Here is a 14,813-nt window from a genome sequence, read left to right on the forward strand (position 1 = left end):
TTCTACATTTTATATAGCAGAATATTGAATCTATTGAAGTAGATAATTAAAAAGCACTCGACCTGAGCAAGTCGTTAAAAGGCTTATTTTTTATGCAATCGATCTCGTGGAGCGTTCCACGAAAAATAAAAACGATAGGAGAGATCTGCATGGCATTAACAAGAGAGTTTTTAAAAGAACACGGCTTATCTGATGAACAGATCACATCAGTAATGACTGAGCACGGCAAGACTGTTTCAGGTCTAAAAAATGATGTTCAATCACTAACTAGCGAGTGTGATAGCTTAAAAGAATAAGTTACCGATCGTGACAAACAACTTGATGATCTCAAGAAGTCAGCTGGTGATAGCGAAGAACTGCAAAATCAGATCAAGCAACTTCAAGATGATAATAAGGCGGCATCAAAGGATCATGAAACTAAGCTTGCTAAACAGGCTAAAGAATTCAAGATCTAAAACGCTTTGAGAGATGCAAATGCAAAGAATGTCACTACCGTTCAAGCATTGCTGAAAGCAGATGATATTACTGTTGGTGATGATGGCAAGTTGAGTGGCTTTGATTATCAACTTACAATAAAGCGCCACGCTCGATTTTTATTCGAGCGTGGCGCTTTTTTAGTGCAAAAAAATTACCCTCTGACAAATATGTCAGAAGGTAAAACTGGCTGGGCTGATTAGACCCAATACGAGATTAACTCGTGTCCTTACAGTTACATGATAGAGTATTGTTCTAATTATGTCAATATTCTAGTATAATCAAAGACGGTACATAGAAGCTGATTACTTCTAACTCAAGTACCGATTGCGAGGTGATACTCGTGTCCTTACTATTTGACTTAGTATTGGCGATCCTTGTCAATCTAATTTCAGATATCATCTATGACTGGTTGAAAGACCGTCACTAGATGAACGTACCCCGATCGGTTCGCTGGTTGGGGTTGCTTTTTGTTACAAAAAAATTCACCCTCTGATAAAAACAGAGAGTGAATTAGTTCAACTTATAAAGTTTGGGGACAACAGAGAGACAACAACTTTATTTTTAATAGTTATTTGTAATTTTAACTTTGTTGTTATATCAACGCTTTATATTCATACTTTATCATTATTTTATCTATTTAAGCCACTTACCGGACTTGAACCGGTGACCCCCACCTTACCATGGTGGTGCTCTACCTGCTGAGCTAAAATGGCATTGCTCAATACATAAATCAGTATATATGATTGAGCGATTTTGTGCAAGCAAAAAAGGAATAAAATTAAAAAATTTTTGCTACTTAAGCACTAATTCAGTTTTAAGTGTATATAGCTTAGGTGAAAGCTGCCGTAAAAGCGGTGAAGATTCGCCGATCGTTATCAAGGTCAGTTCATGCATTGCACGTGAACAGATCGTATATAAGACCCCAAGCTCAGATAGAGGGAAGGTTTCTTTTGAGATATCGTAAGCGATGACGGCATCAAATTCAAGGCCCTTAGCGAGGTAGATCGGCAAGATAACAACGCCTTTTGGTAGAGCCCGATCTTGATCACCGATCAAAGTTGGCGAAAATTCACGATGAAGCTGTTGGTAAAGCTGTTTAGCTTGTGCAAGGTCTTTAGTGATCAAAGCCACAGTATCATTTGTCGTGAGCTGTTGATGTAAGGATTTGTGCAAGGCTATTAGCCCGTTAGCTTGATCGGGTGAAGCGATGATCTGGGGCAATTTGCCATCACGAGTAAATGAGTTGATCGTAGCGCCATCGGGTAATAAAGCCTTCATAAAGTCGGTGATCTGTGCAGTCGAACGATAACTCGTATTTAGTGAAACAACGTGACTAGAGCGCGGTTTGAGATTTTTTTCAAGTGAAGCTAGCAAAGCTTGGGGTGTTTGGAGCGGATTAAAGAGCGCTTGTTCACTATCACCTAGTAAAGTCAATTTGGCTTGAGGAAAGCAGTGCTTAAGATAGATCAGTTGTGGTAAAGTATAGTCTTGCATCTCATCGACAAAAAGATGTGCGATCCCTTGATTTTGCCCACTCCCTGTCAAAAGATCGCGTAAGTAAAGCAGTGGCGCGCAGTCTTCTAGAGCGATCTTATGAAATTCTAGGCGTTCACTGAATTCAGCGACACTTTCAGGGAGAGTTTGGGCTAAAAAGTGTTGATACTGTGCATAAATGTCTAAGAAATAGTCGTTATAAAGCGCATCATAGACGATCGCAAATTTTTGTTCAACGATCTTGCGCGCTAAATGATCGATCTCATCATCAACGGCTTGGAAACGGCCACGGGTCTTAGTACCCAATAAGTCGTAGTATTGACGATCATCTAAATTATCGATTTTTTCTAAGACCCAGTTGGCTTTGGCTTCTTGTTTTATCCGCCGGTTGAGCCGCTTGATCAAGATATTTTTGGTCTCATGGAAGCGTTGTGCGGGTTTCATCTTCAAGGGAAGTCCTTGATAGATCTCAGTGATCTCTGCTTTCGAAAAGAACACTTGTCCACCATCCAAAGTGATGTCACTAAAGCATAGTTTTGCTGGAGCTAAGTGATCAAGATAGTTTTGGATCATTTCCATGAAACTAGCCGCTTCTTTTTTAGCCCGGATCTTTCTTTGGTCAGCTGTAAGGGTATGCTGTTTTTCATAACGTTCAAAGAGCGTCTCGACTTTTAAGCCTTGGAAACGTTGCGCTAAAAATTCAGCTAGTGTTACTTGGCGCATATTGCGCTCGCCTAAACTAGGCAAAACTTCAGAGATATAGTGGCTAAAGAGCAAGTTAGGCGAAAATAAGACGATCTGATCGGCTGAGAGTTTATCTCGACTATGATAGAGCAAAAAGGCGATCCGTTGTAAGATAGCAGAAGTTTTACCAGAGCCAGCCACACCTTGAACTAATAATAATTCATGTTTGGTATCACGAATGATATCGTTTTGTTCTTTTTGGATCGTGGCCACGATATTTTTCATATATTCATCGTTATGTTCACCTAAGACCTGTTGTAGCATTTCATCGCCAACAGTTTCGTTAGTATCAAACATATTTTTGATCTGGCCTTCAACGATCGTAAATTGGCGTTTCTTTTGTAAAGTCGTTTCCAATTCGCCCATCGGTGTTTCATAAGTAACTTTTCCCAAAGTACCGTTGTAATAAATTGAGGAGATCGGAGCCCGCCAGTCATAGATCAAAAAGTTTTGGTGTTCATCTACAAGAGAAGCTGTCCCAATGTAAAGTGTTTCAGGAGTTGTTTCACCTGGATCAAGGATATCGATCCGCCCAAAGTAAGGCGAGTTCTTGAGTTGCTTAAGTGTCTTGACTTGTTTGGCTAAGATCTTTTCGTTTTCTAAGTTTTTAGCGACCAGTTGCTTTTGTTGCTGAACTTCGGCATTGGTCTCCATTTGATCATCGACTTCGAAAGTATTGATCTTGGCATTTTGACCATAATTTTTTTCGACCAGTGAAGTTTCAAGTTGAGCTTTTTGATACTCGCGTTCGTTTAGCGCAAGTTGGCGCGTGATCTCTTCTTTCACTTGATCAACATGAGCTTGTTCAGCTTTTTTTTCATTATCCAAGCAAATCATCCTTTCTGTATGAAACGTGCAAAAAGCTCCTAAATTCAGCAATTACTAAAATTTAGGAGCGGTCAGGTTATTATAACATGGATCTAGTGCAGATATGTGACAAAAATGACCAATTATGCCGAAAAGAATTTTAACAAGTTTAAAGTTGTTTACAATGAAACTGTTTGTAAGATTTTGGGTTATTGGGTATACTTATAAAAAATAGTTAAGGAGAGTATTTATGAAGCAAAAAAGATTCAAATGGTGGCAGCTCCTATTGGTGGCAGTCATCTTAGTGATGGTGGGGAACTTGGCTTACGGCGCATTGAAAAAAAGTGCACCTGCCACTGAAAATAAGAAATATACAACGGTCAAGGTCAGCCAAGCAGTGCCATTGACTTATTCGGGGAAAGTTGAAGCCGTTAGAAGCCAAGTCTTAGTACCAACGTCAGGTAAAGCGCAAAGTGTGACCGTTCAAAACGGCGACCATGTGGAACAAGGACAAGCGGTGATGACGACTTTTAGCGAATCTTATGAAGAACAAGCAACAGAAGCCCGTCAAGCTTTGGCTAAAGCAAACCGTCAAGTCGGTCAGCAACAACAAGCAGTCGAACAAGCACAAAGACAGTTAGCTCAACTGAGTCGTGACGATGAAGGTTATACTGAAATGCAAAATCAAGTGACGACTGCGCGTAACCAACTTGAAGATGCTCGCGGGGAAGTGACGGATGCGCAAAATAAATTAAATACCCTCAATGGGCGCGTTAATGGCACTGTTAGTGCACCGTTTGCTGGGACAGTGATTGTTGAATACGATAAGACTGGGCAACCAAGTGTGGTGCTATCTTCAGATGAGCTCCAGTTGAGCACCCAACTTTCAGAATATGATTATCCTAAGGTCAAAGTCGGCCAAGAACTCAAAGTAACGGCTCTAGCAACTAAACATGAACAAACGACCCAATTAGGCTACTTAGCTAATACACCTGCGCAAAATAGTAAGGCTAACGATTCCAAATATGAGTTGACCGCTCCATTAGACAGTACGAAATTTATGGCAGGTCAGACACTAAATGTAATGATCACCCAGACAGGAGTGCAAATTCCTAAGACCAGTGTCAAAGATGGTCACGTCTATGTGGTGGAAAATAAAAAAGCTAAGCGGATCGCAGTTACAGGAACGATATCTAATGGAAGTTTTATCGTTAAGAGTGGACTAAGTAAAGGCCAGCGGGTCATTGTCGATCCAGATAAGGGGTTAAAAGATGGAGAAACAGTTGAGACCAATGATTGAGCTAAAAAATATCAATAAGTCATATGTTCAAGGTACAAATAGCTATCATGTGCTCCACGATATCAATTTAACGATCGCGCAAGGTGAATTTTTGGCGATCATGGGCCAATCAGGTTCGGGAAAATCGACTTTGATCAATATTATTGGATTTTTGGATGATCAATTCGAAGGTACTTATTTCTACTATGAACATCCGATCCATGAATATACACGGGCTCAATTTTCCAGTTTGCAAAATCAAAATGTGGGATTTGTCTTTCAAAATTTCAAATTGATCCAAAATATTTCGATCGCAGAAAATGTCGGGCTTCCTTTATTGTATGCTGGACAAAAACGAGCCTATATCAAAGAGCGTGTCCGTGAAGTTTTAAAAGCAGTAGGTTTAGCGGGCTATGAGGATCAATTGCCTAAAAATCTTTCAGGAGGCCAACAACAGCGAGTGTCGATCGCCCGGGCGATCGTGACAAAGCCCAAATTTTTGATCGCAGATGAACCGACTGGTGCTTTGGATAGTGAAACATCTAAGGAGATCATGACTTTATTCAAACAACTAAACCACGATAACGAGACAACGATCATCATTGTGACCCATGATCCTAATGTGGGGGCTCAGGCTGATCGCTTGGTACACATTTTAGACGGACGTTTGACAGAAGATGTAGACCATAAGCCAAAGGGGGATGCTAATGAAGTTCATTGAATTATTAAAGACAGCGTGGCAATCGTTAAAAGTCAACCCCAAGCGTAGTTTCTTGACAATGATCGGGATCATTATCGGGATCGCGGCTGTGATCACGATCATCGCTCTGGGAAATGGGGTCAAAAAGCAGATGATCGATAGCTTTAAGACGACTGGTAGTGGGGAACAGACAACAACGATCGAGTTTATGTCGACTGACCCAAATGCGGTCGGATTTAAGCCAAATGATATTTTAGCGATCGAACAAAACTTCTCGGGCAAAGTCCAAAAAGCTCAGATCGATACTAAAACGACTGGCATCCAAAGCTATGCTCAATTTGGTAATGCCACTGATACGAAAGTCACATTGGGCGTAACGACTAAACCGATCGCTGATTCCTTGATCGTAGAAGGCAAGAACTTTACGCAACAGACCTTTTTACAAGCTAAACCGCAAGTGTTGATCACTAAGGCGTTAGCTAAACATGAATATAAGGATATTGAAAGTGCGATCGGCACACCGGTCTTTATCAATAACACCAATTATATCGTTGCTGGGATCTATCGCCAAAACCAGCTAGCCGAGGCGACTGAGCCAACTGCAGGTGACGTGATCGTTCCTAAAGAGGTTTACTTTGCTAATGGAACAAGTAAGACACAAGGCAATAGTTTGAAATTGACGATCGCTAAAGGGGAAAATGCTTCTAAAGTAACTAATAAAGTCGTTGATTATTTGAAAAAGAATGCGACCGCTAAAGATCAAGGTGAGTATAGTTTCTTTGATCTAGGAAGTATGTTAGAACAACTTTCGAAGGTGATGGATACCTTGACCCTATTCATCAGTGCGATCGCCGGGATCTCTTTATTTATCGCTGGGATCGGGGTCATGAATATGATGTATATCTCAGTTTCTGAACGTACCCAAGAGATCGGGATCAGATTAGCGATCGGAGCCACTCCAAGTAATATCTTGTTGCAGTTTTTACTTGAAGCGATCATGCTGACTGTTAGTGGTGGCTTGATCGGCTTTGGCTTTGGTTGGCTCTTTGCGCATGCGATCGCAAAATTTATACCGGGCAACATCACAGCTGTGGTGACTTTCAATTCATTCTTATTGGCGTTTGGTGTCTCGACCGCAGTTGGAGTCGTTTTTGGACTCTTACCGGCACGCCAAGCAGCTAATAAAAATTTGATCGATATTTTAAGATAAAACTAAAGTGGCGCTTCCTTAGAAATATTGGGAGCGCCACTTTTGGTGGTTATTTTTCTTTTTTACGCAAACCAAGCGAAATGATCAAACCTAAAATAATTAGTGCAATAGTGAAGTAGATTCCATAATGGACCCCAGTCGTAAAGGCGGTAGCGGCTTTACGACTGGGGTCGATACTTTCACCAAAAGTTAAAAGTAAGGTGGCTAAAGCAGTGGCAACTGCCCCCACGATCTGTTGTAAAGTATTCATGATCGTACTTCCATCAGCTGCTTGGGCACCGTTTAAGGCGTTTAAGGCATGGGTTTGTGCCGGTGACATTGCCAAAGGACAACCGATCATCAAAATGACGTGTGCTAAGATAACATAACCGATCGAACTGGTCGTGCTGGTGAAAGCTAACATTACAGCACCGATCAAGGCTAACGTAAAACCGATCTGTACGGGAGTCGTGGCGCCATTTTTATCGTAAAGGCGGCCAGCGATCGCGGAAATGATAGCATTTACGATCCCACCGGGTAACATGATGATCCCAGTCAAAGCAACTGGGAGTAAGAGCCCATTTTGAATGTATTGAGGCAAAAGATACATTGCTGAGAGAATGATCGCAAAATCGATCATGACTAAACTAGCCCCAACACTAAAATCACGTAATTTAAAGATCCGCAGATTTAAGATCGGTTCAGTTAAGGTCAATTGACGCTTGGTGTAGAAAAAGAGCGTAATGATAGCGATCACTAATAATGCTAATACGATCAAAGAGCCAAAGCCAAATTCGGAAGCAAAGCTAACACCCATAACTAAAGTAGAAAAGCCAATGATCGAACCAAATAACGATGGAAAGTCGAGCTTAGGGCGTGTGATCTGACCAACGTTTGGGAGATATCTGATAGCTGCTAGAAGTGCGATCACTAAAAAGGGTACAAAACTCCAAAAGATCCAGTTCCAGCTCAATTTAGCTAAGATCAGTCCGGTCAGGGTCGGGCCTACAGCAGGTGCAAACATGATCACCAATGCACAGATCCCCATAGCAGCTCCTAGTTTGTTAGGAGAAAAGATCTGCATAGCAAGGGTAAACATTAGAGGTAAGATGATACCAGTTGCGATCCCTTGGACCATACGTCCGACCAATAAAAGTGCAAAATTAGGAGCAAGTGCTGAAATAATAGCACCTAAAAGAAAATCACTCAACCCAAAGATCACTAGTTGACGGGTAGAAAACCATTTAGTCAATAAACTCGAAAAAGGTAAAACGATCCCGATCACTAACATATATCCGGTGACGAGCCATTGGGCACTAGCGGTTGAAATATTTAAGGCATAAATGAGTTGGGGTAAGGCGATGTTCAAAGAAGTTTCTGAAAACATTCCCACAAAAGCTCCGACTAAAACGCCGAGCATAGCTAGCATAGGACGTTTTACTGGGACACGTGCTTGTTTACTTGTTGTTTCCAATTGATCGATCCTTTCTCTTATAAAGCGAAAACAGTGATTATCATAGCAAAGTAAACAAGTATTTCGTAAGTGATTTTTTAGTGAAAAAGATAAAAAAATTTAATAAAAAACTCCGAGTCCACCCAATAGGTAAACTCGGATCTAGCTATTTCCAATATTTTTCGATAAAAGCTTGGCGCCCACTAGCTTCTTCTAACTCAAAGCGAGCAGGATCTTTTTTGTAAAAATCTTGATGGTATTCTTCAGCAGGATAAAAAGGTTGAGCATCTTCGATCTGGGTCACGATCGGTTTGTCAAAGCGCCCACTGTTTGCTAAAGCTGTCCGTGATCTTTCGGCGATCTTACGTTGGGTGGCGTCTTTGACGAAGATAACGGGGCGGTAGCTATCACCGCGGTCTTGGAACTGTCCCAGCGCATCAGTTGGATCAGTTTGGTTCCAGTAGATCTCGACTAATTGTTCATATGAAACTACGCTAGGATCAAATTCGATCAAAACGGCTTCGGTATGCCCAGTCGTTTGGGACTTGACTTCTTCATAGGTCGGATCAACAGTATGTCCGCCCGTATAACCGGAAATAACTTTTTTGATGCCAGGATAAGTATCAAATGGTTTTACCATACACCAAAAGCACCCACCGGCAAAAATTGCTGTTTCTGTTTGCATAATAAAAATCACCTTTCTTATATTAGTTTAAAGTTCAACGCGGGCGTCGTTTTCTAGGGGAAAGATTTTTAGTCGTCTTAGCATTGATCGTATTGGTGTCAGGGATAAATGACACATCGGTATCGATCACCCCGAATTTATAGCGCATCATGTCTTCGATATATTCGGCTAAATGATAGCTTTCTAAAACATTCATATTTGCATTGACGATGATCACAACATCAACAGTGACTAAATTCCCATTATAATGTGCTTTTAGTTCATCAACTTCAGTGACCCCCTTGATGTTGTTGATCGCTTCTCGAAAAGTATTTTCTGCTTTAGGATCGAAATAGTCAGCTAGATTCAGGCTACTTTCCATAAAGATCCGCGCCCCCGAATAAAGGATAAAGCAGCCCACTAAGATACTTGTTGCCCCATCGAGCCAACTGATCTGAAATAATAGCGCGCCTGCGATCGAGATCAAGGTACCTAAACTGGTCAAAGCATCGCTCAAACTATCTTGTGCTGAAGCTATCAATGAAGCATTTTGCAATTTATGGCCCCATTTTTTATTGTTATACCAGACTAATAACATGATCACACTAGCGATCCCAGCCCCAATTAAGGCGATCGGTTGTGGAACGACGCGTTTGGCGGGCGAAAATAAGCCCGTGATCCCTTGGATGATAACGCTCAAAGAGATCGCGATCATGACGATCCCGGTCACTAAAGTAAAGATCGTTTCATAACGAAAACGTGTGAATTGGATGCGCTGATCGTTACCTGTTTTGTGTAAGGAAAGTTTAGGTAAAGGAACGACACCTGCGATATCGTCGTCATCAATATCCCGGGCAATATGGATCCCGATCATTAGTAACGAGGTCGAAATGATCCCGGATAAATTGTTGAAAGCATCAGCCCGTAAAGTTTGTGAATGACTGATCGAGGCTAAGATCCACTCGATGATCGAGATCAAAAAATACGCACCAACGTTAAGGCAAAGATGACGCATAGCAGCGTTTAGTTTAGTTAATTCTTTAGCTTGGACTTTTTCCCAATCTTCGTATTCTTGTTTTAAATGTTTATCGACATCGCGCAATCTAGGATCACCTCTTTTTACTTGATTTTTAACTACATTATAATACAGATGAAAAACTACTGGTAGCTATTAGTTTTGTTTAAAGTAAAAAATTGATATATTTAAACCATGAGGTGAGGAAAGGTGACAAAGTTAGATGATATTTTACAGCTATACTCCACAGCAAAAATAAGCGATCATCCAGAACTTACGCCAGAAAGTGTAAGTTTTATGTGCGAAAAAGGATATTTAACTAAAGCAGAACTGACCGAGCGAGAATTAGAATTGTTGCAGGTCATACTAGGAAAACCGGTCAAACACTACGATCCTTGGCAAGCTTTTTTGTGTGGTAGGGGAAAAAGGCCTGTTATTATAAGATAATTTTTCCGAAAACGTACAAGTAGCGACGGGCAAACAGTAAGTGAGCTAAAAGTCGATCTGGCGACTTATAGCTACGAAGTCAAAGAAAATGGGCAAAAAATAACTTTCTAAGATACTTTACAGTTTGGAAAACATCAACTACAATTAAAGTAACCTTCGCTGAACGGTAAGTAGTAGTGAGTCACCTAACAGAGAGGCATCGATTAGCTGAGAAGATGCACGACTTTATGAATTGGATGCCGCGAGAAGACAACTAGATAAGTAAATGAGCGGCATTTTTGCAAGTTAGGTGGCACCACGGTAATTCGTCCTAATATCTTTATGGTATTAGGGCGTTTTTTAGTATCTGACCTGTTTAAACGCTCAGGTTAAGGAAGGAAAATATTATGGCAAAAGATATTATTTTGACGGGGGATCGTCCCACAGGTAAATTGCATATCGGACATTATATCGGTTCGCTAAAAAATCGGGTCGAGATGCAAAATACGGGTAAATATGACACCTTTATCATGATCGCTGATCAACAAGCATTGACGGATAATGCTCGCGATCCAGAAAAAATCAAAAATTCATTGATCGAAGTCGCCTTGGATTATTTGGCAGTAGGTATCGATCCTACTAAATCAACGATCTTTGTGCAATCACAGATCCCTGCTTTAGCAGAATTAAACCTATATTATTTGAATTTAGTTACTGTTTCACGTTTAGAACGCAATCCGACTGTTAAAACAGAGATCGCGCAAAAGAACTTTGAACGCTCGATCCCAGCTGGCTTTTTCACTTATCCTGTGAGTCAAGCAGCTGATATTACTGCATTTAAAGCTAATTTGGTCCCAGTAGGTGATGACCAAGAACCAATGTTGGAACAAACCCGTGAGATCGTACGTAGTTTTAACTCGATCTACGGCAAAGAAGTTTTAGTCGAACCACAAGGTGTCTTTCCACCTAAGGGATCTGGTCGCTTACCAGGGCTTGATGGCAACGCTAAGATGAGTAAATCTTTAGGCAATGCGATCTATTTAGCTGATGATGCAGATACTTTACGCAAAAAAGTAATGTCAATGTACACTGATCCTAACCACATCCACATTGAAGATCCTGGTCAGATCGAAGGTAATATGGTCTTTACGTACTTGGATATTTTTGATCCAGACAAGCAAAAAGTAGCTGAATTAAAAGAACATTACCAAGCTGGTGGTCTTGGGGATGTGAAGATCAAGCGTTATTTAAACGAAGTACTCGAAGCCCAATTAGGACCGATCAGAAAACGTCGGGAAGAATTCGCTAAGGATATCCCTAGTGTTTATGCAATGCTAAAAGAGGGTAGCCAAAAAGCAAATGCGGTAGCAGAACAAACTTTAGCTGAAGTGCGGGCTGCTATTGGCGTCAATTATTTTGATTAATGAAAAAGACTGGCGGGTGTCAGTCTTTTTTTGTGAGAAAAATATTTATATTAATGATTTCTGAGAAAAATGTGATAAGATAAAGGTACTTAAATAAGTCGAGGTGTGGAATTTGAAAAATTTAGTGATGCTTGATTTTGGTTCTAATTCGACGCGCATGTCGATCACACAGATCGCGCCTGATGGTAGTTTCAAGGAGGTCAAACGAGCTAAGGAGATGACGCGTTTAGCTGAAGGGATGGGGCAAAGCGATGGGCAAAAGATCTTGCAACCTCAAGCTATTCAGCGGACCTTAGGTGCATTGTTGAAATTTAAAAAACTTTATCGCGACCTGCCTAACGTGTCAGTTCGTGGGATCGCCACAGCTGCTGTGCGTGAGGCGCAAAACCAAAGCGAATTTTTACAACAAGTCAAGGAAGTTACAAATATTGATGTTGAAGTGCTCTCAGGAAGTTCAGAAGCCTATTATGATTATCTAGCGGTGATCAATACTTTGACTGTCAAAGATTGCGTGATCTGTGATATGGGTGGGGGAAGCTTTGAATTAGTTGTAGTTAAAGATCGAAAAGCCATGAATTATATCAGCATTCCTTATGGGGCTGTCAGTTTGACTGAGAAATTTCATGCGGCTGATAAGATCAGTGCTCGTGATCTTTTTTCTTTTGGTCGCTTTTTAAATTATAAGTTCCATCAGCTCCCTTGGTTAAAGGAAGGAAAAGGTTTGCCTCTAGTTTTATTAGGCGGAGCCAATCGTACTGTTGCGCGCCAAGAGTTATTACGGTCAGGTAAAGATGAATTTAAGCAGATCCACGGGTTGAAATTATCTACGTATATGTTTTTAGAGACATATACAGATTGGCTCGGTAAAGATGTTATGCAAAGAAAAGCTATTTTGGGAAGTGAGGCCCCTAGAGCAGATATCATCATAGGTGGCCTGACGCCGGTTGCTTTTTTGTTGGAATACTTACAGATCCCTGAAGTTATTTTTTCAGAAAGTGGCGTGCGTGAAGGTGTCTTATATTCGATGTTACAAAAATAAAAAACGATCCACTGCTATGAAATTTATGGCAGTGGATCGCTTTTAATTTAAGGTCAGGTCTTTGGTGAAATATTTTTGTGAAAGCTCAGCGATTTTTTCGGTAGAGCGCAACTCATTGATCGCTTTCGTTAAAGTTTCGTTTATCTTGGGATGATCATGAGTGATCAGACTCAAAGACAGGGCTAAGACGTTAGGATCTGAGATGCGATGTAAAACAGCATTTTTTTCAGCCTTAGTAGCTGTGGTCGGGACTTTAGCTAATGTGGGCTCAGCTTTTAAGAGGGCATGGTAGCTGTAGTCGCTTAGGATCCCAGCTGATATTTGTGACTTTTCAAGGGCTTCTAGCAGTTCAGTTGGATCAGCAAAAACGACGGGTTTTAAACCAAGTTCTTTTAGGAGCGCTTGTTGTTGGCCACTTTTTAGCAGACCAACTTTTTTATGCAACATTTTATCTAGTTTTTTTGTCTTAGAATCATGGCGGGTAAAGAGAATATTTTTAGGGTAGAGAAAAGCTTTGGTACTTTGATAACTCTTAGAAAAATTAGCTTTATCACCCAAGATGAAGTCAATCTGCCCATTTTTTAAAGCAGTCTGCATTTTTTCTTGGCTCGAATAAGCTTTGAAGTTTATCTTGGTGTCAGTTACCTCTTCTAATTGATGGGCTAATTCGATAGAAAAGCCTTGCCAATTTTGATCATTTTTATAGCTGTAGGGCTTATCATTTTCCAAGATCCCCATGGTAAAAGAAGAGCGTGCTACAACTACATTTGATCTTAAATTTAGGCAAAATAAGCCTAGGAAAGTGCTAAGCAGTAGTAGGTAGAATTTTTTTTGCTTTGACATTTGAGCCACCTCATGTTTTTTAGAAAATACCTAGTGTTCATGGTTAATATTATAGCAGAATGGTAGCGTTTAAAACATATTAAGGTAAAACTGGCTCAAAAACTTGCTGAAATATTCTGATATATGGTAATTTAACAGCAGGATGAAAGGATTTTAGAAAAAATTAATTATTTTAACTTAAGTTTTGTAGCAATTTATTCTGTGGATCATGAAGGGAGAAAATTATGTCTAAGTCAAACCGCTCGAAGTGGCAGATGGGTGAGCAAAAACAGCGATTTGCGATCAGAAAATTCTCACAGGGAGTTTTTTCTGTTTTAGTTGGGACGATGTTTGTTTTCGGGACTCCTGCAGTTATCAAAGGAGATGAAATAGCAGCTGCTCATATCGGAACAAAGAAAAAAGAACAGTATCAGATCAAATTTCAGCATGTAACTGAGGCTAGTTTAACTTCAGAACAAAGAGCAAAAGTTATTTATGATAATCCACCTAAGACTAAAGTCGGCAGTGATCAAGTCTATTATCTAATTTATCGCCCAGTGGCAACGCAGAATTTGCCACAAACAGGAGAAGGTGCAATGCCTTGGGAACTAGGGGCGTTTGGAGCTAGTGCACTGATCATGGGGCTAGGAATACTTCCGAGCCGAGGACGTAAATATCGCTTTTTGACAGCTATCATTGTGGCTTCGACTGTAGTAGGAGTAGGAAGCTCAGTGGCTAGTGCTAGTCCAAGTTTTGCTGAGTTAAGCAATTATGACCGAGCTTATTTGGTAGCAGAAGATGAAGAGCTACCAGAAATAGCAACACAACATGTTGGTTATCAATATATTGGCTATCTTCTAGTTAGTGATATCAAGCATCATGAAGAGTCAGTACCGACTACACGACCAGTTACAGAAAAATTAGTTCCAAATAGTGATAAAAGATCGAACACTGACTCACCAGTAACTGGAATGGATAAACCAGAAATTCCTGAAGAAACAACACAAACAGTAGTCAAAGAAACCAAGACTGAGCCAGTTAGCTATGAAACACAGTATATAGAAGATCCAAATATGGACAGTGAGACAACCGCGGTCAAAACGCCGGGTCAAGCGGGCGAGCGCACGATCGTGTATGAAGTGACACGTGACGCCACAGGAAAAGAAATAAGTCGCGTAGAAAAGAGCAACACTATAACCAAAGCGCCATTAACAGAAGTGATTGCCCGAGGTACAAAAGTCAAAGAACCAGAAGTAACGGTAAGCGAAGAAAGCCAAGTC

General features: G+C 40.6%; 14 protein-coding genes, 1 tRNA gene and 1 pseudogene. 10 read left to right on the top strand and 6 right to left on the bottom strand.

Going from position 1 to position 14,813, the window contains the following annotated elements; translation table 11 throughout:
* The first annotated feature begins 149 nt into the window (after positions 1–149).
* The 3 genes and pseudogenes from LMU01S_RS10475 to LMU01S_RS10845 all read left to right on the top strand — a co-directional run bounded on the left by LMU01S_RS10475 (position 150) and on the right by LMU01S_RS10845 (position 677).
* Positions 150–296: a hypothetical protein gene (locus tag LMU01S_RS10475; protein WP_156470399.1), complete on the top strand. Its 147-nt coding sequence runs from the start codon at positions 150–152 to the stop codon at positions 294–296.
* A gap of 15 nt (positions 297–311) precedes the next feature.
* Positions 312–455, top strand: a pseudogene (locus tag LMU01S_RS10840) (phage scaffolding protein); the annotation flags it as partial.
* A 6-nt stretch (positions 456–461) separates the two neighbouring features.
* Positions 462–677 (top strand): phage scaffolding protein, encoded by a 216-nt coding sequence (locus tag LMU01S_RS10845; RefSeq protein ID WP_056960206.1) that lies wholly within the window; start codon positions 462–464, stop codon positions 675–677.
* Between the two features lie 440 nt (positions 678–1,117).
* Here LMU01S_RS10845 and LMU01S_RS08370 read toward each other — a convergent pair.
* Positions 1,118–1,190 (bottom strand) — tRNA-Thr (locus tag LMU01S_RS08370).
* A gap of 79 nt (positions 1,191–1,269) precedes the next feature.
* The gene (gene helD / locus LMU01S_RS08375; RefSeq protein ID WP_056960204.1) at positions 1,270–3,543 is read right to left on the bottom strand and encodes an RNA polymerase recycling motor HelD; all 2,274 of its coding nucleotides are present in this window, start codon (positions 3,541–3,543) and stop codon (positions 1,270–1,272) included.
* Positions 3,544–3,772: 229 nt separating this feature from the next.
* Between helD and LMU01S_RS08380 the strand changes: the two genes are divergently transcribed.
* Genes LMU01S_RS08380 through LMU01S_RS08390 form a run of 3 tightly spaced genes read left to right on the top strand, consistent with a single transcriptional unit; the run spans position 3,773 to position 6,711 of the window.
* Positions 3,773–4,822: an efflux RND transporter periplasmic adaptor subunit gene (locus LMU01S_RS08380; protein WP_056960202.1), complete on the top strand. Its 1,050-nt coding sequence runs from the start codon at positions 3,773–3,775 to the stop codon at positions 4,820–4,822.
* The gene (locus LMU01S_RS08385) at positions 4,815–5,522 is read left to right on the top strand and encodes an ABC transporter ATP-binding protein (protein ID WP_061773570.1); all 708 of its coding nucleotides are present in this window, start codon (positions 4,815–4,817) and stop codon (positions 5,520–5,522) included. The genes LMU01S_RS08380 and LMU01S_RS08385 overlap by 8 nt, the downstream gene beginning before the upstream one ends.
* On the top strand, positions 5,509–6,711 hold the full coding sequence (locus LMU01S_RS08390; protein ID WP_056960200.1) for an ABC transporter permease: 1,203 nt from the start codon (positions 5,509–5,511) through the stop codon (positions 6,709–6,711). The genes LMU01S_RS08385 and LMU01S_RS08390 overlap by 14 nt, the downstream gene beginning before the upstream one ends.
* A 49-nt stretch (positions 6,712–6,760) precedes the next feature.
* On the opposite strand, the gene LMU01S_RS08395 is transcribed toward LMU01S_RS08390, so the two are convergent.
* The 3 genes from LMU01S_RS08395 to LMU01S_RS08405 form a co-directional block, all read right to left on the bottom strand.
* Complete coding sequence (locus LMU01S_RS08395) at positions 6,761–8,173, bottom strand: DHA2 family efflux MFS transporter permease subunit (RefSeq protein ID WP_420896597.1); 1,413 nt, start codon at positions 8,171–8,173, stop codon at positions 6,761–6,763.
* A gap of 136 nt (positions 8,174–8,309) precedes the next feature.
* Positions 8,310–8,828: a peptide-methionine (S)-S-oxide reductase MsrA gene (msrA, locus tag LMU01S_RS08400; RefSeq protein ID WP_056960198.1), complete on the bottom strand. Its 519-nt coding sequence runs from the start codon at positions 8,826–8,828 to the stop codon at positions 8,310–8,312.
* 34 nt (positions 8,829–8,862) lie between these two features.
* A complete protein-coding gene (locus LMU01S_RS08405; protein ID WP_056960195.1) occupies positions 8,863–9,909 on the bottom strand; it encodes a cation diffusion facilitator family transporter in 1,047 nt (348 codons plus the stop codon).
* 123 nt (positions 9,910–10,032) lie between these two features.
* Between LMU01S_RS08405 and LMU01S_RS08410 the strand changes: the two genes are divergently transcribed.
* The 3 genes from LMU01S_RS08410 (at position 10,033) to LMU01S_RS08420 (ending at position 12,711) form a co-directional block, all read left to right on the top strand.
* Complete coding sequence (locus tag LMU01S_RS08410; RefSeq protein WP_056960193.1) at positions 10,033–10,269, top strand: hypothetical protein; 237 nt, start codon at positions 10,033–10,035, stop codon at positions 10,267–10,269.
* Positions 10,270–10,655: 386 nt separating this feature from the next.
* The gene (gene trpS / locus LMU01S_RS08415; protein ID WP_056960191.1) at positions 10,656–11,672 is read left to right on the top strand and encodes a tryptophan--tRNA ligase; all 1,017 of its coding nucleotides are present in this window, start codon (positions 10,656–10,658) and stop codon (positions 11,670–11,672) included.
* Between the two features lie 112 nt (positions 11,673–11,784).
* Entirely contained in the window at positions 11,785–12,711 is a 927-nt protein-coding gene (locus tag LMU01S_RS08420) for a Ppx/GppA phosphatase family protein (RefSeq protein WP_056960189.1), read from the top strand.
* A 42-nt stretch (positions 12,712–12,753) separates the two neighbouring features.
* Here the strand turns inward: LMU01S_RS08420 and LMU01S_RS08425 are convergent, their stop codons facing one another.
* The gene (locus LMU01S_RS08425; protein WP_056960187.1) at positions 12,754–13,554 is read right to left on the bottom strand and encodes a substrate-binding periplasmic protein; all 801 of its coding nucleotides are present in this window, start codon (positions 13,552–13,554) and stop codon (positions 12,754–12,756) included.
* A gap of 224 nt (positions 13,555–13,778) precedes the next feature.
* Between LMU01S_RS08425 and LMU01S_RS08430 the strand changes: the two genes are divergently transcribed.
* On the top strand, positions 13,779–14,813 hold a 1,035-nt coding region (locus LMU01S_RS08430), incomplete at its 3' end, for a G5 domain-containing protein (RefSeq protein ID WP_156470400.1).

The sequence above is a fragment of the Ligilactobacillus murinus DSM 20452 = NBRC 14221 genome (genome assembly GCF_001591685.1).
In the GTDB taxonomy this organism is placed as follows: Bacteria; Bacillota; Bacilli; order Lactobacillales; family Lactobacillaceae; genus Ligilactobacillus; species Ligilactobacillus murinus.

Bases quoted from the DNA above. Each gene is read 5' to 3' on its own strand.
- LMU01S_RS10475 (WP_156470399.1), top strand. From the start codon at position 150: ATGGCATTAACAAGAGAGTTTTTAAAAGAACACGGCTTATCTGATGAA.
- trpS (WP_056960191.1), top strand. From the start codon at position 10,656: ATGGCAAAAGATATTATTTTGACGGGGGATCGTCCCACAGGTAAATTG.
- LMU01S_RS08380 (WP_056960202.1), top strand. From the start codon at position 3,773: ATGAAGCAAAAAAGATTCAAATGGTGGCAGCTCCTATTGGTGGCAGTC.
- msrA (WP_056960198.1), bottom strand. From the start codon at position 8,828: ATGCAAACAGAAACAGCAATTTTTGCCGGTGGGTGCTTTTGGTGTATG.
- LMU01S_RS08390 (WP_056960200.1), top strand. From the start codon at position 5,509: ATGAAGTTCATTGAATTATTAAAGACAGCGTGGCAATCGTTAAAAGTC.
- LMU01S_RS08385 (WP_061773570.1), top strand. From the start codon at position 4,815: ATGATTGAGCTAAAAAATATCAATAAGTCATATGTTCAAGGTACAAAT.
- LMU01S_RS08425 (WP_056960187.1), bottom strand. From the start codon at position 13,554: ATGTCAAAGCAAAAAAAATTCTACCTACTACTGCTTAGCACTTTCCTA.